Below are 19,372 nucleotides of genomic sequence, written 5' to 3'. Positions count from 1 at the left end.
TATTCTAGCCCGAACCAGTGCCCAGATGTAGTTTTATTGACGACTCAAGGATGAATATGAAGACAATAACCAACGCCATTGCCACTCTAAAACACACGGTTAGTGGCGCTTTTAGCCAGGATTACCATTGTGATTTATGTCACCAAGCAAGTCATAACCAGCCATTGTTGTGCATCGATTGCCAGCAAACTTTGGCGGCGTTTGATTGGTCACATTGCAGCAATAACTTATTGCATACGCCTGCGATTGCTCGGTACCTTAGTCATCAGCATTACGAAGCGTTAATAGCCGTGGCGCCGCATATGCGCCCGTTTAGTGACTGGATAGCTCAGCTTAAATACGCTCGGCGTTTTGAGTTAGCAACCATGCTGGCTCACTTGATGTATCAACAAATACAAGCGACAAACGTAACCGCCGATATTATGCTGCCGGTGCCGTTATCCTATGCGCGTTTGCGCTGGCGACAATTTAACCAAACGGTATTGCTTGCCAAAGCTTTGGCCAAATACAGTGCTATTTCATGTGACTATCATTATCTTCGGCGCCAGCAAAGCGTGCGTCGTCAGGTTGGTAAAAGCGGTGCGCAGCGACGACGAGCATTGAGCAAAGCGTTTTATGTGACCGGTGGTGATATGCAGCTTAAGGGTAAACATGTGTTGCTGATTGATGATGTGGTGACTACAGGTACGACGGTAAATACCATTGCCAAGCTACTAAAAAAGCACGGTGCTGCAAGAGTCACCGTGCTCAGTATCAGTGTTGCCTTGTATGGCAATGCGTTAAGTGCTCAGCCTAAATAAAATAAGCTGAATCTTTTATTCGCTTTAGGTTAATCGTTTAAGGTTAATCGCTTAAGGTTAATCGCTTAATACTAGTCGCTTACCTTGACGCTAAAAGCTTTAGAAAAAAACAAGGTGTTGGCAATGATTTTCGCAGGCCCTGGCCAATAGCCACGAAACACTAAGTTGGAATCGCTGACCACCACGCGACCTTTGCCGACGTTATGAGCAATGATAGCCGCGTTACCGGAGACCAAATCAATCAACTCTTCTGCCGCATATCCGCTCATCAATGGTGCTGAGGTGTATCGGGCCAAGGTGATAAATGGCTTAGACGGCATTTCAATAATGTCGGTGGAGTTTTTAAACAAAGCCAAGTCGTCTTTATTAAAGCCGTAAGCCAATGGATGGCTGGTATCAAGCTTGCTATTAAAGATGGTGCCAGCAATACGCTTATTGGCGGTTAGGTCTTGCTTGTCATCATAAGCTAAATCTCGGGTGTCAAAGGCGCGATTAATCTCACTTTTACTGGTAAAGCTGGCTTGCAAAATGTTCTTACTGGCAAGATACTTCATCGCCCGTTTTTGACCATAGATGGTGCCACCTTGTTCAGCAAAGGCGAGCAAGCGCTTGCCTGTGCCTTGCGGGAAATTATTGTATTTACCATCCATCAACATAATGTGGGTGTAGTCGTTAAAATCGATGCTATTTAGGCGATATATATCGACCACCGACACCGGGATGTTCATTTGCCCGTCGAGATAAAACATCATATGGCCGACTTCGGCTTCCGATACGCCGCGCCCGCCAATCATCAATACTTTGACTGGGTTTATTGGCACAATCGACGGACTGCCTATATCGATACCAGCATTAAGGCCGGTTTGTAAATCGAAGACATCTATGTGGATGTCTTTTTGAATACTGACCAAGATATCAACCCAACTGCTTTTATCTTGCACATAGGCGGGGATGATCACCGTGCCCTTGTCAAAACGAACCGCTTCATTGTTAACGCTGGCGGTAAAGGCTTGGTTGGCCACTCGCGCTTTGATGCCTTGCTCTAGCAACTTATTCAAAAATTTTGGTGCGAGATAATCATCCCAACGAAACGCATAGGCATAAGCATCGCGGCTGAACGGCGCTAACTGTTTCTCTTTGGGTTGCCACGGTGATGACGATATCGACAAACCGCGGCTAATTTCAACTTTGGCAAATTGAATATTAAAGGCCAGTGGCATGGTCCAGCCAGACACATCATAAAAGGTCTTGTCTTCAAAGCTGACAACCTGATCAAAAATGGTTTTAATCACACGGTATTGGTTTTGTTTTAGCGGCACAAAGTAACTTGAACCGGCCTTGTAATCGACTTCTTTGCCGTTATAGGTTCTGCTTAACGGGAACGCTTGAATCTCATGTTGATTCAACAGCTCTAAAAACATATTTAAGCGAGTCTGGTCATGCTGTTCGGTAAACAGGTATCCGGCAAAACTTTCGTTATCGGCAAGATCTTCAATATCATCATAAAAATTGGCGCGATAATCGTGTAATCGCTGCTTGTTCTCTTGTGCTGCGGTTAAGGTTGAAAAGGAGGTCACAACATGGTTTTTAACGCTATAAGGGAAGGTCAATACGCCATTGATGGTGTCTTGCGCGTAACCACGTGAACTTGCCTGTTCAAATAAAATGCCTACGGTGCCGTTAATATCTGGGTAGGTCGAGCCTTTGCCATAGAAAAAATCGTCGAAGTCTTCTTCGGCGTAATACAGGCTATTGTCCTTATCCAATGCTTTGGCATGATAGGTGGCGAACAGTCGGGTCATCTCTAAGTTTTCTTTTGGTGTAATCGGGTTATTACGACTCGGTACGCCCGGTTGGAAAAAATAACTGCTGTTGTGACCCATCTCATGAAAATCGCCGAGGACATTCGGTTTGTAATAATGATACTGACGTACACGGTTTTGGCTTTCGATTTGCGTCAATGGCAACCAGTCGCGGTTTAAATCAAACACAAAGTGATTGGTGCGACTCCACGGCCATTGAAAATGGTGTTCACGATGGTTGGGATCGGTGTTTAGGCTGACATTGCGATTAGCATTGGCGTACGTGGTGAATCGGTCCATGCCATCAGGGTTCATGCTAGGCTCGATAACAATGATCAAGTCGTCGAGTATATCTTCAACATCACCGTTTTCTGCTGCCGCTAAATAATAGGCAACCAATACCGAGGCATTTGAGCCAGAAATTTCATTACCGTGAATACTATATCCAAGCCAAACAACCGCTGGTGCATCGTCTGCTTGTTTGCCAGATTTGCGACGTTGGGCGAGGATGTCATCGAGATTTTCAAGGTTCTCTTTGCTGCTAATGGTGGCAATTATTTGCTTACGATATTCGTGACTGTAGCCCATTTCAGTGATTTGTACTTTGTCACTGGCTTGCGCTAACTGTTTGAAATAATCTATTAATTGGTCGTGACGAAGGTGGCGATCACCTACCTCAAAGCCAAACACTTGTTTTGGCGTTGGTATCTGTTGCTCGTAGTCTGACTGATCAGGGAAGTAATAGGAGAGTGGCTCTGCAGCGAGAGATAAAGACATACAGGCGCAAACAGCGAGAAAAAATCGTGGCAATGACAACAAAATGCACTCCATTAATGAAAAAACGTATAAAACATGATTATTTTTAATACTTTAGCAAAAATGACTAGCAAAGTTGCAGCTATTTTCAGAACAGGGGTTGTTTAAGCATAGACAAAATTAAAAAGTTATTTGGAGTTTTCCCCTTGAGAAGCGTATTATAGGCCCCATACTTGAGTTAAATAGTCGGGAATTATCCTGACCTTAAATGTCGAAGTGAGCATTTAGCGAGACACCTATGATTAATATTTCCGAAACTGCGCAGCAGCATTTTGTAAAACTGCTTTCACAACAAGCTGAAGGCACCTGTATTCGCGTATTTGTAGTAAACCCAGGCACAGCCCAAGCTGAGTGTGGTGTTTCATACTGCCCTGTTGAAGCGATTGAAGCTGACGATATTCGCATCGAATATAATGGTTTTGCTGCCTTGGTTGATAAAGACAGTGAAAAGTACCTTGAAGATGCCGAGGTTGATTTCGTAACCGACCAAATGGGCTCACAGTTAACCTTAAAGGCACCAAACGCTAAGCTTCGTAAAGTGAACGAAGATGCGCCGTTATTTGAGCGCGTAAATTACTTTATCGAGTCAGAAGTTAATCCACAACTTGCTGGTCACGGCGGTAACTGTCAGTTGGTTGAAATTACCGATGACGGTATTGCTATCTTGCAATTTGGTGGTGGCTGTAACGGTTGTTCGCAAATTGATTTAACCGTAAAAGACGGTGTTGAAAAACAATTGGTTGATATCATGGCTGGTGAGATCAAAGGTGTACGCGATGTGACTGAACATCAGCGTGGTGAGCACTCTTACTACTAGTCAGTTGCTGACACAATAAGTTATAAAGCCGGCTGATGCCGGCTTTTTTGTGCGCGGCTTGCGAGCAACGCGCTTATGACTCGAGGTTATGACATGCGGTTATGACAGCAATAAATCATTGCGACATTTTGCGTTTAAATTTGATGCTTGCGATCTTTGTTGTGCCAGCGGATAACAAAAAACATAATGATAATAAATGGCACCATAGACAGCACCACCATTGTCCAGCTGCTTTTAAATAACAACCAACCCGCCAATAAAGACGCTAACGCTTGAGTGACAAAGATGACAAAGTCATTGGCCGCTTGAACCTTAAATCGTTCATTGTTTTGATAACTTTGTGGCAATAATACCGTGCCGGTAATAAACAGAAAATTCCAACCGATGCCTAATAGTACCAATGCCCACCAATAATGAATCACATGCTGGCCACTTAAGGCGATAATAGCGACTAACGCATAAGCAGCAAGTCCGGCGCTCAATACCCATACCGAATGATACTTTTTAATGAGCCAACCGGTTAGCAGTGATGGCAAAAACATGGCAATCACATGGCTTTGAATAACCCACTTTGTATCATGCAATGAGTGACCGTTCATGTCGTGCATGCTCAATGGCGTTGCGGTCATGATAAAGCTCATCAAACCATAGCCAATCGCCGCTGATAGCAGCGCAATCATAAATATCGGTTGTTTTATGATGACCGATAAACCACGAGCATCGCCGTGCACTTGGCTCTCTTCTTTGACGCTAGGGTTACTGAATAATTGAAACAGCCCCATTGCCAAGGCAACCACTAGTGCTAAACCGAGAAATGACCCCGCATAGCCGTGTTCAGAGGCTATCCAATCTTTGCCGAGAAATGCCACTTCTGGTCCCAGCATGGCGGCGTAAACACCGGATAACATCAATGCGGATAGCACTTTGGGGGCTTGCTCGGCGGTAACGCTTTCAATCGCCGCGAAACGCATTTGTTGTGCAAATGCCAAGCTCGAGCCCATGATCATGGTCGCTAACAATAATAAACCGAACGAGCCGTTCATTGCGGCAATACAGGCTAAGCTGGCACCTATAATCGCCATAACAAAGCCAATGTTGGTGGCAATTTTACGGCCAAAGCGTTGGTTTAATTTTGAAATAAATAATGTCGCCAAAGCCGTGCCGATAATCATCGTTGTTAATGGCATGGTAGCTAATGTGGGATCTGGGGCAATTTTTGTTGCCAACAATCCGCCAATAAAGGTGATGGTAGAGCTGATGCACATCAACATCGGCATGGTGACAAACAGCACCCAAATATTGCGCGGGTAGCCAAATACCTTTATCAACACCCAAATGGCGGCCAGCATCGCCAGCACGATACCTACTAAGGTCATATTCATCGATTAATCGGTCCAGTTTGCGTTGGCATAATTGCGTTTGTAATGCCAATAAAGGGTGATGCCACGCGCCGCCATAAAAAAGCAAAACGCAGCCCAAAGGCCATGGTTACCAAAGTCTTTAAGCAAAAACCAGGTAGGGAAGAACACTAAGAAGGTGGATATGACCATTGAGTTGCGCATGGTTGCCCCTTGCGTCAGGCCTATATAGACACCGTCGTAGAGATAACACCAACAAGCAATAACAGGCAGAGCGATAATCCAAGGCAAGAATTCTGTTGCATAGGTGACGATAGCATCGATATTGGTCAGCATTTGAATGAAATATTGGCCAAACAGTAAAAACAGCAGCGAGTAACCAATCGCTAAAACGATGTTGAAGCGATTAGCGACACTCACCGATAATTGCATTGCGTCGCTGTCTTTAGCGCCTTTTGCTCTGCCGACACGCGCTTCGGCGCCATAGGCAATGCCATCTAAACCGAAAGAAATAAGCAGCAAGAAGTTTAATAAGATCGCGTTGGCGGCAACCACAGTATCACCGAGTCGCGCCCCCATAAATGTGATAAACACGAAGCAGATTTCTAAACACAAGGTGCGAATGACGATATCGCGGTTAAGGGCGAGGAAAGGGAAAAATGATTCGCGCGCAAAAAATTGCTTCGGTGCCGCAAATAGCGGTTTTAATAACGCGCTTTTACTGGTTTGTAAGGTGCTTGCCGCCATCGCTAAACCAATAAATAAGCAGCTATATTCGGCAATAAGTGTCGCCCAAGCCACACCGGCAACGCCCCATTCAAACACTAAGACGAACAGCAAATCTAAACTTAAGTTAACGCTGTTGGTAATGATCAGTAGCCACATCGCATACTTGGCTTTGTGCATACCCAATAACCAACCGAGCAACACCAGATTCGCTAACGCGGCAGGTAAGCCCCATATGCGGATCTCACAGTATTGCTTGGCGTACTCGAGCACCTTTTCACTGCCGCCACTTAAATACAGCGCCGAATCTACATACAGGCTTTGCAGCAACACAAAACTGATGCCTATGGCAAAGGCAACGAGCAAGCCACGACTGAGTACCAGTAAAACTTGTTGCTGGTCTTGACTGCCAAAGGCTTGGGCAGCAAGCCCGGTAGTCGACATCCGTAAAAAGCCACAAAACCAAGTCACAAAGGTGATGATCATCGAGCCAACGGCGGTGGCGCCTAGGTAATAAGGCTCACCTAAATGGCCAATCACGCCGGTATCCACCAGCCCCAATAATGGGACAGTGATATTGGATAAGATCATGGGCAATGCCAAGGCAAAAAGGGCACTGCGTTCTTTAAGGCGGGCGTTCAACGAGAGGCTTTCCTTTATTCGTTACTTAGCACTGTGATAATCTTAGATAATATCCGATTATTTAGCTCTGAGATATGAAAAAACTCGTTATTTTATTATCAGTTATATTGATGTGTTGCTCTTTACCAAGTTTTGCAACGGTGATTTTGGTCTATCATCATGTCTCTGAAAAAACGCCAAAAAGTACTTCCATAACACCGCAACAGTTTGAAAAACATCTGCAATATTTACAACAAAATGACTACAAAGTCGTGGCTTTAAATGAGGTGGTTGAGCGTATTAAGAACAACCAACCACTGATCGATAAAACCGTGGTGATTACCTTTGATGATGGCTACAGCGATATTCTTGAAAATGGCCATCCGCTGCTAAAAAGGTACGGTTACCCGTATACCATGTTTATTAATCCCGCCACGGTACCGAACAAAGCCGGTATGTATTTAACTTGGCTGCAAATTAAGGCGATGTCCGATGACGGTGTGCTTATTGGCAATCATGGCTATCTGCATGATTCACTGGTTAAGGTGCCTAAAGGTGTGAGCGAAAATACGTGGCTTGACAATAAATTGGCGGAGCTGGTCAAATCTGAAAAAGTTATCGAACAACACACCGGCCAGAGCTGGCGCTACTTTGCTTTGCCATATGGCGAATATACGCCGCAAGCACAGCAAAAATTAGAAAAGCTAGGCTTTGTGGTCTTTACCCAGCAATCTGGCGCGGTTGGTGCGAGCACGGACTTGACTGCCGTGCCCAGATTTCCGGCGTCTATGCCATACGATAAACTCGCGGCATTAAAGGATAAGCTTAATGCCTTGGCTTTTGATTTAACCACGAGCAGTCAACGCGCCGAGACAATTGTGCCGTTTGCGGCACAGCCTGACACTTTAGTCACATTAAACAGCACCGACTTTTACGCCAACATGCTAGCGTGCTTTATTGCGGGCAAAGGTAAGGCGCAAATACAATGGCAAGACAAGAAAAGCTTTACTATGGTTTTTGATAGTAACTTCAATCCGGGACGAAACCGCGCCAATTGTACGGCACCGAGTATTTCCAAACCTGGTCGTTTTTACTGGTACTCACGCGCTTGGTTTGTACCGAAAAAAGACGGTAGTTGGTATAACAATTAAGGAATTTGATATGGCAGAGATAACACTTTATGGTGCCCAACCATCGCCATACGTGCGCCGCGTACGTTTGGCGTTAGCATTTAAAGGGCTTGAGTATACACAGCAGGTGGTATTTCCATTTGCACCCGAAAAACCAGCGGAATTTGTCGATAACAGTCCGACCGGGAAAATCCCTTTGTTATGTCATGACGGAGATTATATTAGTGACTCTGAAGTGATCATACGATTTCTCGACCGCCAGTACCCACAGCCAGCACTATTGCCCGAAGACAACTTATTAGCAGCCCGCAGTGAATGGTTTGCGACCTATTCAACCACGGTGATGGTGGCAGCGATTGGTGGTCACTTATTTGCAGAGATGTATCTCGCCGAAGCATTTTTTAATCGCCCGCCGGCACAAGATGAAATTGATTTGGCGATCAGCAAAGAGATCCCCGCGATATTTGATTACCTCGAATCTGAGTTAAATGATGATTACTTGGTGGGGAATACTATGAGCTATGGCGATTTGTCTGTGTGCTCGATGTTTGTCTTAATGCGTCATTGTAAAGTCAGTTGCGATGCCAGCAAATGGCCGAAAACCGCGGCCTATATTGGCCGAGTATTCGCCAGCGATATATTCGCCACGCTGATTGCTGAAGAAGAGCAAATATTGCGTGACTGGGGCTTACCAATTTAATTGCTATTTCGGGGCAAAGTCAGTAGGCTTGCCCCACTTTTAACGTTCAACTTATCCTCATGCGTCTTTTACGAAGTACCACTCATCCTGATATCAACAACCTTTGTGCTAGCCGTTTTCATCGCCAAGCGGCACGCGCCATTATTGTTCGTGGTGAGCAGATTTTATTGCTGTATACCGAACGCTATCATGACTACACCTTGCCAGGCGGTGGGGTTGATGAAGGTGAAGATTTAGAGCAAGGCTTAGTGCGCGAACTAAAAGAAGAAACCGGTGCGCAAAATATTCGCAATGTGCAAGCGTTTGGCCGTTATGAAGAGTTCCGACCTTGGTACAAAGCCGACTATGACATCATGCATATGGAATCGTTTTGTTATACCTGTGAGATTGACGATGAGTTAGCGAACACCGAACTGGAAGCCCACGAAATCGCCAATGGTATGCATCCGGTGTGGATCAATATTCATCAAGCCATTGCCCACAATGAACATACCATGGCCAACAGTGAGAAAAAGGGGATGTCGATTGAACGGGAAACGTTTTTACTGAAGCTGATAGTAAAAGAATTGCTGTAACCTTTTCAAGGGGTCAGATCACTTGAAAGTTCAATGTCATTTCAAGTGATCTGACCCCTTGAAGAGTCGTTAGCGTTTAACTTCTGCGTTATGGTAGATGTTTTGCACATCATCGCTGTCGTTCAGCATGTCCATAAACTTGTCGAACATCTTGATGTCGTCTTCTTCGCTGATTTCTTTGTAATCTTGCGGGATCCACGTGATCTCATCGACTTCAAATTCAACATCACCAAGTTCTTCAGCTAATGCATTTTTAGTATTGAAGTATTCAGTATGTGGCGCGGTTACGGTAATGATACCGTCTTCTTTCTCAACGTTAGTCACATCTACGTCAGCCATCATTAGGGCTTCGAAAATGGCTTCATCGTCATCACCGGCGAAACAGAATAGCGCAACGTGGTCAAACATGAACGCAGCAGAGCCTTGAGCACCAATTTTTGAGTCGGTCTTAGTGAACGCAATACGCACATCTTTGATGGTACGGTTTGGGTTGTCGGTTAGACAGTCAACAATCACCATAAAGCCGCCAGGGCCAAAACCTTCGTAGCGAGCTGGTTCGTAGTTTTCACCACCGGCACCACTGGCTTTGTCGATTGCTTTGTCGATAACGTGTGTTGGTACTTGATCTTTTTTGGCTTTATCGATCAGACGACGCAATGCTAGGTTGCCATCAGGGTCAAGACCACCGTTTTTTGCACACACATAGATTTCTTTACCGTATTTTGAATACACTTTGGTCTTTTGGCCGGCGGTTTTCGCCATAGACTCTTTACGGTTTTGGAACGCTCTACCCATTAGTCATGTCTCTTCGTTTGAATTCATTTGCGCCAATTTTAGCAAGGATTGACGTTGCTGTGTAGAGCCACAATTGTGACTCTACTTGTTCGATATCAATTAAATGAGGGTATTTTGTATAATTTCAATGCTTAGCCACAAATGAGACTAATTAACTTGCGAATAAATAAGCTTAAAATCTTCCAGCATTCGCTCAGAATCAATCGCCGGCACGGTGCCGGGCTCACCTTGAATTGGCTTAAAAATGGCTTGGATTTGCCCTTGCGGATTGGTCATAACAATAGACGCACTGTGATTAACCAAGTAAAACTCTTGGTTGGTATCCTCAGTAATGGCATACATCAAGCCAAGACTGCGGGAAAACGGAAACAGCGTATCGTGACCACCGCGCAACGCAATAAAGTCATCATTAAAATAATTAATGTAATTATTTAACTGTTCAACGGTATCGCGTTTTGGATCGGCGGTGACCATGGCAACTTGTACTCGATTGCCGGTTATTTCCTGCATCTGTGGATAGATGTAGTTAAGCTCTTGCAATGTCATCGGGCATACATCAGGACACGAGGTATAGCCAAAGAAGAATAAGCTCCATTTGCCTTGCAAATTGCTGTTATCAAATTGCTCACCGTTATGATCGGTAAGATTAAAGTTAGCGATAGATCGCGGCTGCTGATACAACAGGGCGTGTTTAGGCTCTGCCATTTGGCGTTGACTTTGGTAGAGAAATGCCCCCATTGCAGCAGCAATAACGGCAATTATAACGACTAAAACTTTATTCATCTTTGCTACTTCTTATCTGCAAATGATGATCACACCGCCGGAAGGGCGTAGTGATCAACCAATAACACTATAAACAACAACATTAAGTGGACGATGGAAAAGCGAAATGTTTGCATCGCCGTTTGTTTGTCGGCATTAAACTTCAATTTCCAGCTATAAGCAAAGAAAATAATATTTAATGCACAAGCGCCAATTAGATAAATCCAACCACTCATACCTACCAAATATGGGATCAAGCCGACTACAAATAACAAGATGGTATACAACAGGATTTGCGTTTTAGTGAACTCGATACCATGGGTAACCGGCAGCATTGGGATATTTACTTTAGCGTAATCGTCACGACGATGAATAGCCAGCGCCCAAAAGTGCGGTGGTGTCCAGGTAAAGACCAGCAATACCAATAACAATGCATGAGGATGAATTTCATTGGTCATCGCCGTCCAACCAAGCAATGGTGGAATGGCACCGGCTAAGCCGCCTATGGTAATGTTTTGCGGTGTTGCGCGTTTAAGGTACATGGTGTAAACCACCGAGTAACCAACCAAGCCTGATAGGGTTAACCACGCGGTAAGCGGGTTAACTAACCCATACAACATCACGAAGCCTATCAGTGCTAATGATGCAGCAAAGGCGATGGCTTTACTGTTACTAATGCGACCGTTAGGTAATGGGCGATTATGGGTTCGAGCCATAACCGCATCGATACGTTGGTCAACAATATGATTAATGGCGGCCGACGCCGACGATAGTAAACCGATACCTAGCATGGCTGGAATCAATATCTGCCATGGAATCGCGCCAGGCACGGATAAGCTCATGCCAACCAGTGCGGTGAGTACCAGTAACGCGACGACTCTTGGCTTGGTGATTTCATAATATTCTCGCCAACTAACCGGTGAGTCTTGCTCAAGAGCGATAGATGGTGCTGAAGATTTGGCCATAACAGTCTCCTAAATCTTGCGGCGCAAGCTGTATGTGAGGGTGATAAGAGAAAGCATTAACACCGCGGCGACGACGTTGTGGGCAACCGCGACAGGTAAAGGTAAGTTAAACACGATGTTGCTTACGCCTAAACCAACCTGAACGCCAAGAATGACCAATATCAGGCTTGCATTGCGACGGAAAAACTTTGATTGTGCTTTCATCATTATCGATATCGCTAACCAGCCTAAGTACAAGGCAGTGACGATGGCACCGATACGGTGAACCGCATGAATGGTGACGCGTTCGGCATGGGTTAAGAAACCAAACTCGTAAGTCTCTCGCTCTGGCGGGATCAAATCAAATGAATTGCTAAAAGTTAACTGTGCAGCCCAACCGTCCTGACATATTGGCAACTCAGTACATACTAGCGCCGCATAGTTACTTGATGTCCATCCACCCAGTGCAATCTGTAGGGTCAGGATGAAAATACCAAATAACGCATAGGCGCGGTATTTGCGTAGACTAAAATCACCGCCGGGTACGCGATAGGGGGTAAGCCGCAAATACAATAAATAGAGCAGACATAAGGTCACAAAGCCACCTAATAAGTGCCCCATAACCACCACTGGCATAAGTTTCATGGTGACTGTCCATGCTCCCAGCGCGGCCTGAAATATCACCGTCGCGACCAGTATTATCGGTAAAAACAGTGGCATGCCTTTGTCGCGATTTTTAAAGGCGAGAATAAAAATTGCCGCAATCAATAAACCCAGTGTGCCGGCGAAGTAGCGATGGATCATTTCGTTCCAAGCTTTTTGTACTTCGACAGGGCGCTGTGGAAACGCGGCTTCGGCTTTTTCAATTTCGGTTGATGTTTGTGGTACATCAATAAAGCCATAGCAACCAGGCCAGTCTGGGCAGCCCAAACCAGCATGGGTTAATCGGGTATACGCACCTAGGGTAATAACCGTAATAGCCAATAAAATGGCAATAAAAACCAGTCTACGGGTACTGTTCATTAGCCAATCCTCGAGTACTTCAACATCTTCTTCAAGTCACTCAACATGGATTTGCCAAAGGCTGGCACCGCGTCTGCTTGATGTGGTTGGTCATAGGTTAAGACGATATTTCCAAGTGGGTCGGCAATATAGATTTTTAACGGCGATAAAAAAGAAGCCGAGTCGTCTGCTGCTTGTTCCGCTTTGCTGACGATGCGCCAATGGTTTTCATTTACTAACTTTAATTGTTCGGCATTAAATGGCGATATGCTAATGGCTACAGGCGTCACTCGTGGTGTTTCTTTGCCCAATGCCATATAGGTACTTTCAATGCCCGATAAGGTGAATTGGCATTGCTGATCGCAATTGTCTGGCATCGAATAGATCACCAACCATTGTTTGTTGTCATCTTTACTCAGACCAATATCTGCCAAGGTGAGCTTATTGTTAAGCAATTGCCCTTGATTGGTTACCCCATAATTAAACCATTGATTGTCCAGAGCCAGTTTGGCGAGAATTACCGGAACAACGAATACGAGTAGCAGCAGGATAAGGCTACGGCGGTTTTTGTTTACTTCACTTGTCATAACATGCCTTTATTATCTGTATTGTGTTGGCTGTTGGCGTCTTGAAAATTATTATTATTTTGGCGCTTAAAAGACGTATAACTGGCGACTAGCATTAGGCTGAGCCAGGCAAGGGCTAGTAGTCCCCATTGTGTTGCATAACCAAAGTGTTTCTCTGGTGGCATCACTATCGGTTGCCAGCTTTTTTTATAACCGATAGATTCTTTTTTATCCAAGATAAGACTAAAGGGCAAGAGGGGAGTGTTAATTAGTTGTGAAAATTTTTCACTGTCTATTTGTTGCACTCGAATTGGCCAGTTAAGTTCATCGAAAACTTGTTGTTGTAATACAATACCTTGGCTATCTAAACGTACTCTTCCGCTAAGCTCTAATTGGCCTTTTGGTATGCTTATCTCGGGAATGTAACTGCGGTCTAACGAACCGACCACCCAACCTAAATTGACTAGCAATTGACGACCACTTGATTGGTCGTTGAACACCGCAAACACTTTGTAACCGGTTTTGCCACTGTCGACCTGGTTATCTAATAAAAACACCATAGGTTGGACAAACTCACCAATTACACTAACGGCAATATCATTAACGTCGACAAAGCCGTTGTCACTGTCGCCTACTTGCTTAAGTAGGGTGGCTAGAGGGATGGCTTGTTGATTACCCAATTCGGCAATGCGGTCAACGCGAAGCTGTTTTTCAACACCACGTTCATATTGCCAAAAACTTAGCTTGATTAATGCACAAAATACCGCCAAGGTAATAACTATCCAGGCCAACTTAAAGCTGGCTAAGTATTGAATAATATGTGTGTTTTTATTAACGCGGGTCATCGATTACCTGTACTACACAATTGGTAAAAACGGAGCGTTCCTTGTTTGAAATAATTTTTAAAGTTGTCTTGGTGGTGTTGGCGTTTTTAATGATCTATAACTTGTTTCGAGCCGGTTATATGATGAATAAAAACGAAAAAAACAAACCACCCATGTCTAAGTACATTGGTCGCCGAGTGATTATCTCAGGCTTGATTGTACTGCTTATGGCGATCGGCATCTTAACTGGGTTAATTACCCCAAATCCGAAACCTTTTTAATCCTTTAACGCCTTTGCTTAACACTAATTAAAGCGTTAAAGGATTAATCGGAAGTTGGTGTTATCGTCTTTTAAAGCGTGCTTAAAAGCCGACAACACCGAAATTTCCTATCTTTTGCTACAAAATATAGACAAAGAGAAACAGCAGTACCCAAACCACATCAACAAAGTGCCAGTACCAACTTGCTGCCTGGAACGCGAAATGATTATCTGGGCTAAAATGTCCTTTCAATACGCGGAAGAACATAACGATAAGCATGATCGCACCTAAGGTTACGTGTAAGCCGTGAAAGCCGGTCAGCATAAAGAAAGTGTTACCGTAGATACCACTTGCTAAGGTCAAACCCATTTGCGTATAGGCAATGATGTATTCTTCAACCTGCAAGCCAAGGAACACCAAGCCAAGTAGAATGGTAACTGCCAACCAAACTTTTAATGCTTTACGTTTGTTTTGCTCTAATGCTACGTGAGCAAAATGCGCTGTAAACGAAGAGGTTAAAAGCAACAAGGTGTTGATAAGAGGTAAACCATACCAACCCATAGCGGTAGTTTCGGTGTTATCTGGGGTAACCGTTAATGGCCATGCCGCCTGAAACTGAGGCCACAATACTTGCATCGTCTCGAGATTATTACCTTCACCTCCTAACCACGGCACGGAAAATACGCGAGCGTATAGCAGGGCACCGAAGAAGGCGGCGAAAAACATCACCTCAGAGAAAATAAACCAGCTCATACCTTGGCGGAATGAATTGTCCATTTGCCCGGAGTATTTGCCAGCCATTGACTCGTCAATAACATTGGAAAACCAACCAATCACCATATAGATGATCAGCGCAATACCAGCCAGTAACACCCAGCCACCAAAGCCTTCTCCAGTATCAAGATTTGCCACATAGCTACCAGCGCCAACGGCAATCATAAACAGCGCAATCGCGCCGACTATTGGCCAGTGACTTTGCGCTGGCACATAATAGGTTTCGTATTCTTTTGTTGTACTCATAGTGTTTTCCTCTACACCTGATTCTTAACTCAAGGCCAATCTTTCTTTGTGCTTAGCTGTTGTCAGTGATGTCATACAAGGTATATGACAATGTCAGCTCTTCAATGTGTTCGGGTAAATCGACATCGACATAAAACTGCAATGGCATCCAAACATCATTGTCTGCTTCCAGCGGCTGCTGGTTAAAGCAAAAACACTCAATCTTTTGAAAGTAATTTGCCGCTTGTCCAGGCGATACCGAAGGTACAGCTTGGGCAACAGCATAGCGGCCTGATTGATTCTTGGCGTAAAATTTTACAAACTTCATTTCTCCCGGGTGAACCTCAATAAAGTTCATCTCAGGTTCAAACTTCCATGGCGCACCTTGTGCGGTGCGACTAAGAAATTGAACCTTAATGGTACGTGAGGTATCGATGCCGCTGTCATTAACCTCGGCAGCGGTATTGGCCGTTTTGCCATTTAACCCGGTGATATCACAAAACACGTCATAAAGAGGCACTAGAGCAAATCCAAAGGCGAACATGGCAAACACGGTAAACACCAACTTGCCGACACTTTTTTTCACCTTTTTTTGGTGATTGGTGTTTGCTTCTGCTGTTTGAGTTTGCGGCTCGTTTTGTTGTTGCTCTGTACTCATATGGTGTGCTGCCTATTTTATTTCTGGTGGTGTTTCAAAGGTGTGATATGGCGCTGGCGACGGCACAGTCCATTCTAATCCTTCGGCACCTTCCCAACATTTCGCTTCGGCTTTTTCGCCACCGCGAATACACTTGATAACCACGTATAAGAAAATCAGCTGTGATAAACCAAAGGCGAAACCACCAATACTGATCCACTTATTAAAGTCGGCAAACTGTAGGGCATAATCCGGTACTCGACGCGGCATACCAGCTAGACCGATAAAGTGCATAGGGAAGAACAGAACGTTGACAGAAATCAGTGAACACCAAAAGTGTATCTTACCGATTTTCTCGTCATACATGTGGCCAGTCCATTTTGGTAACCAGTAATAGGCGGCTGCGAATAATGAGAACAGCGAACCGGTAACCAGTACATAATGGAAGTGAGCAACAACAAAGTAGGTATCATGATATTGGAAATCAACCGGCGTCATCGCCAGCATCAGACCACTGAACCCACCAATGGTAAACAAAATAACAAAGGCAATTGAGAACAACATTGGTGTCTCAAAGGTCATTGCTCCTTGCCACATGGTTGCAACCCAGTTAAACACCTTAACCCCTGTTGGTACGGCTATTAGCATGGTGCAGTACATAAAGAACAACTCACCCGCTAACGGCATGCCCGTGGTAAACATGTGGTGCGCCCAAACGATAAACGATAAGAACGCTATAGATGCGGTCGCGTAAACCATAGAGCTGTAACCAAACAGTTTTTTACGGGTAAAGGCTGGGATGGTGGTTGATACAATACCGAATGCCGGTAAGATCATAATGTACACTTCAGGGTGACCGAAGAACCAGAATATATGCTGGAACATGACCGGGTCACCACCACCGGCGGCATTAAAGAATGAGGTACCAAAATAGGTATCGGTTAACACCATGGTAACCGCACCGGCGAGAACCGGCATAACCGCAATCAACAGGTAAGCGGTGATGAAGAATGTCCATACAAATAATGGCATCTTCATGTAGGTCATACCCGGTGCACGCATGTTCATGATGGTAACGATGATATTAATCGCACCCATAATCGATGAAATACCCATAATATGGACGGCAAACACGAAGAATGCAGTACTACCATTTGAGTAGGTTGTCGATAATGGCGCATAGAATGTCCAACCGAAGTTAGGACCACCGCCTTCCATAAACAATGATGCCAATAAGATGCTGAACGCAAATGGCAAAATCCAGAATGACCAGTTATTCAATCGTGGTAGCGCCATATCTGGTGCACCGACCATCATCGGTATCATCCAGTTTGCCAAACCCGTAAAGGCAGGCATGATGGCACCAAATACCATGATAAGACCGTGTACTGTGGTCATTTGGTTGAAGAAGTCTGGTTCAACAATTTGCAAACCTGGCTGGAATAGCTCGGCGCGAATGACCATAGCCATCGCACCACCGGTAAGTAGCATGATGAAACTGAACCAAAGATAAAGGGTACCAATATCCTTATGGTTAGTGGTGTATAACCAGCGCTTCAGGCCGGTCATTTTATGATCATGGTGATCATCATGATGATCTAATGTTTCTGTAGCTGTACTCATAATCATTCCCCCTTATTTGACTACATCTTTGGCTTGCACAGCATCGCCGGTATCGTTACCCCAGGCGTTGCGCTCGTAGGTAACCACTGCGGCCATCTCTTGTGGCGTTAGCTGAGCGGCAAAACCTAGCATAGCGGTACCTGGTTTGCCGTTAGCAACCATGTCAATATGAGCGGCGATATCACCGGTGGCCATAGCGCTGCCTTTTAGACCAGGGAATGCTGGCGGCATACCTTCACCATTTACTTGATGACAAGCGGCACATTTAGCAACATATACTTGCTCGCCGAGCTCCATAAGTTGAGCCATGTCCAAATCGTCCATGTTCACTTCAGCCGCTGGTACAGGTTCTGCTTCAGGTGTGGTTGCTGCACTGTCGCTTGCGCCATCTGGTGCAACCGGTTCAGTACTGGCGCCACTTACACCTTGACCAATTTCTTGAACGTCTTTGGCTTGTACGGTTTGACCCATATTATTGCCCCAAGCATTACGCTCATAGGTAACAACAGCAGCTATCTCTTTCAAGCTAAGTTGCTTGCCGTAACCTTGCATACCGGTTCCAGCACGACCATTGAATACCACACTGATGTGTTCAGCCATTTTTTCAGCATCCACAGCGATACCTGAACCTGCGAGTGCAGGGAATGCAGGCGGTAGGCCTTGACCATTTGGTTGGTGACAAGCGGCACAGTGCGCGGTATAGGTTGTTTCACCCAATGTCATCAAATCGTCCATAGACATTTCAGCATTAAGCGAGGCAGCTTCTGCTTGCTTGGCTTTGGTCATGGCAATCTTCTGTTCGTTGATCCAAAGCTCATAGTCTTCTTCACTGCGCACATCGACAACGATTGGCATGTAGCCGTGGTCTTTACCACATAGCTCGGCACAACGGCCACGGTAAATACCTGGCTCATTGACATTGGTCCAAGCTTCATTGATAAAGCCCGGGTTTGCGTCTTGCTTGACGGCAAACGCTGGAACCCACCAAGAGTGAATTACGTCATCTGAGGTAATTAGAAAGCGTACTTTACGGTTAACCGGAATTACTAAAGGCTTATCTACTTCAAGTAAGTAGTTTTCACCTTTTGCTTCACCGTCACCTTCGCGATTATCAAATTGTTCGCGTGGGGTAGACAGCACACTGTAATATTCGATGCCTTGATCAAAATATTTGTAATGCCACTTCCATTGGGAACCGGTGACCTGAATGGTTATGTCGGAATTGGAGTTATCCTCCATATCAATCAAGGCCGTGGTTGCTGGCCATGCCATACCAATCAGAATAAGAATAGGAATAGCGGTCCAAAGTATTTCTACTTTAGTGCTTTCATGAAAATCGGCTGGCTTTACGCCTTTCGATTTACGGTGGAAGATCATGGACCAGAACATAGCACCGAATACTACGATACCAATGACGGTACAAATCCATAGAACCAACATATGCAAATCATAGACATTTTGGCTGACATCCGTCACACCTTTAGTCAAATTCAATTGCGATTCTGCCCAAGCTGAACTGGCAAACGTACTTGCCAACAACAGCCAACCCAGGTTACGTCTTTTCACTCGACATCTCCTTCTGCTTGCTAAGCCAAAGAAAATACAGAAAAAGGGA

The 19,372-nt window shown here is 44.9% G+C and carries 19 protein-coding genes; 6 read left to right on the top strand and 13 right to left on the bottom strand.

The genetic code is table 11. From position 1 onward, the window contains the following. Positions 1-56 precede the first annotated feature (56 nt). Positions 57-800, top strand: a complete 744-nt coding sequence (locus HII16_RS07090) for a phosphoribosyltransferase family protein (protein WP_169128767.1) — start codon at positions 57-59, stop codon at positions 798-800. A gap of 71 nt (positions 801-871) precedes the next feature. Here HII16_RS07090 and HII16_RS07085 read toward each other — a convergent pair whose 3' ends face one another. Next, positions 872-3,379, bottom strand: coding sequence for a M14 family zinc carboxypeptidase (locus tag HII16_RS07085; protein WP_248289536.1), 2,508 nt, complete (start codon positions 3,377-3,379; stop codon positions 872-874). Between the two features lie 277 nt (positions 3,380-3,656). Here HII16_RS07085 and nfuA point away from each other — a divergent pair, with 277 nt between their 5' ends. Then, positions 3,657-4,235, top strand: coding sequence for a Fe-S biogenesis protein NfuA (gene nfuA / locus HII16_RS07080; RefSeq protein ID WP_169128763.1), 579 nt, complete (start codon positions 3,657-3,659; stop codon positions 4,233-4,235). 134 nt (positions 4,236-4,369) lie between these two features. Here the strand turns inward: nfuA and HII16_RS07075 are convergent, their stop codons facing one another. Further along, positions 4,370-5,617, bottom strand: a complete 1,248-nt coding sequence (locus HII16_RS07075; protein ID WP_169128761.1) for an MFS transporter — start codon at positions 5,615-5,617, stop codon at positions 4,370-4,372. A gap of 3 nt (positions 5,618-5,620) precedes the next feature. After that, positions 5,621-6,910, bottom strand: a complete 1,290-nt coding sequence (locus tag HII16_RS07070; protein ID WP_169128760.1) for an MATE family efflux transporter — start codon at positions 6,908-6,910, stop codon at positions 5,621-5,623. Between the two features lie 125 nt (positions 6,911-7,035). On the opposite strand from HII16_RS07070, the gene HII16_RS07065 reads away from it, so the two are divergent. From HII16_RS07065 to HII16_RS07055, 3 genes are read left to right on the top strand one after another with little or no spacing between them, the layout of a single operon-like run. Then, positions 7,036-8,091 (top strand): polysaccharide deacetylase family protein, encoded by a 1,056-nt coding sequence (locus HII16_RS07065; protein ID WP_169128759.1) that lies wholly within the window; start codon positions 7,036-7,038, stop codon positions 8,089-8,091. Between the two features lie 10 nt (positions 8,092-8,101). Next, positions 8,102-8,770 (top strand): glutathione S-transferase family protein, encoded by a 669-nt coding sequence (locus HII16_RS07060; RefSeq protein WP_169128758.1) that lies wholly within the window; start codon positions 8,102-8,104, stop codon positions 8,768-8,770. 59 nt (positions 8,771-8,829) lie between these two features. Beyond that, the gene (locus tag HII16_RS07055; RefSeq protein ID WP_169128757.1) at positions 8,830-9,345 is read left to right on the top strand and encodes an NUDIX hydrolase; all 516 of its coding nucleotides are present in this window, start codon (positions 8,830-8,832) and stop codon (positions 9,343-9,345) included. 69 nt (positions 9,346-9,414) lie between these two features. Here HII16_RS07055 and HII16_RS07050 read toward each other — a convergent pair whose 3' ends face one another. The 6 genes from HII16_RS07050 to HII16_RS07025 form a co-directional block, all read right to left on the bottom strand. Continuing rightward, complete coding sequence (locus HII16_RS07050; protein WP_135438358.1) at positions 9,415-10,140, bottom strand: YebC/PmpR family DNA-binding transcriptional regulator; 726 nt, start codon at positions 10,138-10,140, stop codon at positions 9,415-9,417. A gap of 147 nt (positions 10,141-10,287) precedes the next feature. Continuing rightward, entirely contained in the window at positions 10,288-10,923 is a 636-nt protein-coding gene (locus tag HII16_RS07045) for an SCO family protein (RefSeq protein WP_169128756.1), read from the bottom strand. 29 nt (positions 10,924-10,952) lie between these two features. Then, a complete protein-coding gene (gene cyoE, locus HII16_RS07040; RefSeq protein ID WP_135438356.1) occupies positions 10,953-11,867 on the bottom strand; it encodes a heme o synthase in 915 nt (304 codons plus the stop codon). Between the two features lie 9 nt (positions 11,868-11,876). Continuing rightward, positions 11,877-12,869: a COX15/CtaA family protein gene (locus HII16_RS07035; protein ID WP_169128755.1), complete on the bottom strand. Its 993-nt coding sequence runs from the start codon at positions 12,867-12,869 to the stop codon at positions 11,877-11,879. Beyond that, positions 12,869-13,435: a hypothetical protein gene (locus tag HII16_RS07030; protein ID WP_169128754.1), complete on the bottom strand. Its 567-nt coding sequence runs from the start codon at positions 13,433-13,435 to the stop codon at positions 12,869-12,871. Before HII16_RS07030 ends, HII16_RS07035 begins: the two co-directional genes overlap by 1 nt. Then, the gene (locus HII16_RS07025; RefSeq protein WP_169128752.1) at positions 13,432-14,259 is read right to left on the bottom strand and encodes an SURF1 family protein; all 828 of its coding nucleotides are present in this window, start codon (positions 14,257-14,259) and stop codon (positions 13,432-13,434) included. Before HII16_RS07025 ends, HII16_RS07030 begins: the two co-directional genes overlap by 4 nt. 50 nt (positions 14,260-14,309) lie before the next feature. Between HII16_RS07025 and HII16_RS07020 the strand changes: the two genes are divergently transcribed. After that, complete coding sequence (locus tag HII16_RS07020; protein WP_135440425.1) at positions 14,310-14,519, top strand: DUF2909 domain-containing protein; 210 nt, start codon at positions 14,310-14,312, stop codon at positions 14,517-14,519. Positions 14,520-14,636: 117 nt separating this feature from the next. Here HII16_RS07020 and HII16_RS07015 read toward each other — a convergent pair whose 3' ends face one another. From HII16_RS07015 to coxB, 4 genes are read right to left on the bottom strand one after another with little or no spacing between them, the layout of a single operon-like run. After that, the gene (locus tag HII16_RS07015) at positions 14,637-15,518 is read right to left on the bottom strand and encodes a cytochrome c oxidase subunit 3 (RefSeq protein ID WP_169128750.1); all 882 of its coding nucleotides are present in this window, start codon (positions 15,516-15,518) and stop codon (positions 14,637-14,639) included. A 52-nt stretch (positions 15,519-15,570) separates the two neighbouring features. Then, positions 15,571-16,155, bottom strand: a complete 585-nt coding sequence (locus HII16_RS07010; protein ID WP_169128748.1) for a cytochrome c oxidase assembly protein — start codon at positions 16,153-16,155, stop codon at positions 15,571-15,573. 12 nt (positions 16,156-16,167) lie between these two features. Continuing rightward, entirely contained in the window at positions 16,168-17,757 is a 1,590-nt protein-coding gene (gene ctaD, locus HII16_RS07005) for a cytochrome c oxidase subunit I (RefSeq protein ID WP_135438350.1), read from the bottom strand. Between the two features lie 12 nt (positions 17,758-17,769). Further along, positions 17,770-19,323 (bottom strand): cytochrome c oxidase subunit II, encoded by a 1,554-nt coding sequence (gene coxB, locus HII16_RS07000; protein ID WP_169128746.1) that lies wholly within the window; start codon positions 19,321-19,323, stop codon positions 17,770-17,772. Positions 19,324-19,372 lie beyond the last annotated feature (49 nt).

It is taken from the genome of Thalassotalea sp. Y01, from assembly GCF_012932945.1.
Lineage (GTDB): Bacteria > Pseudomonadota > Gammaproteobacteria > Enterobacterales > Alteromonadaceae > Thalassotalea_A.
This window is presented reverse-complemented; position numbering and strand designations above follow the sequence as displayed.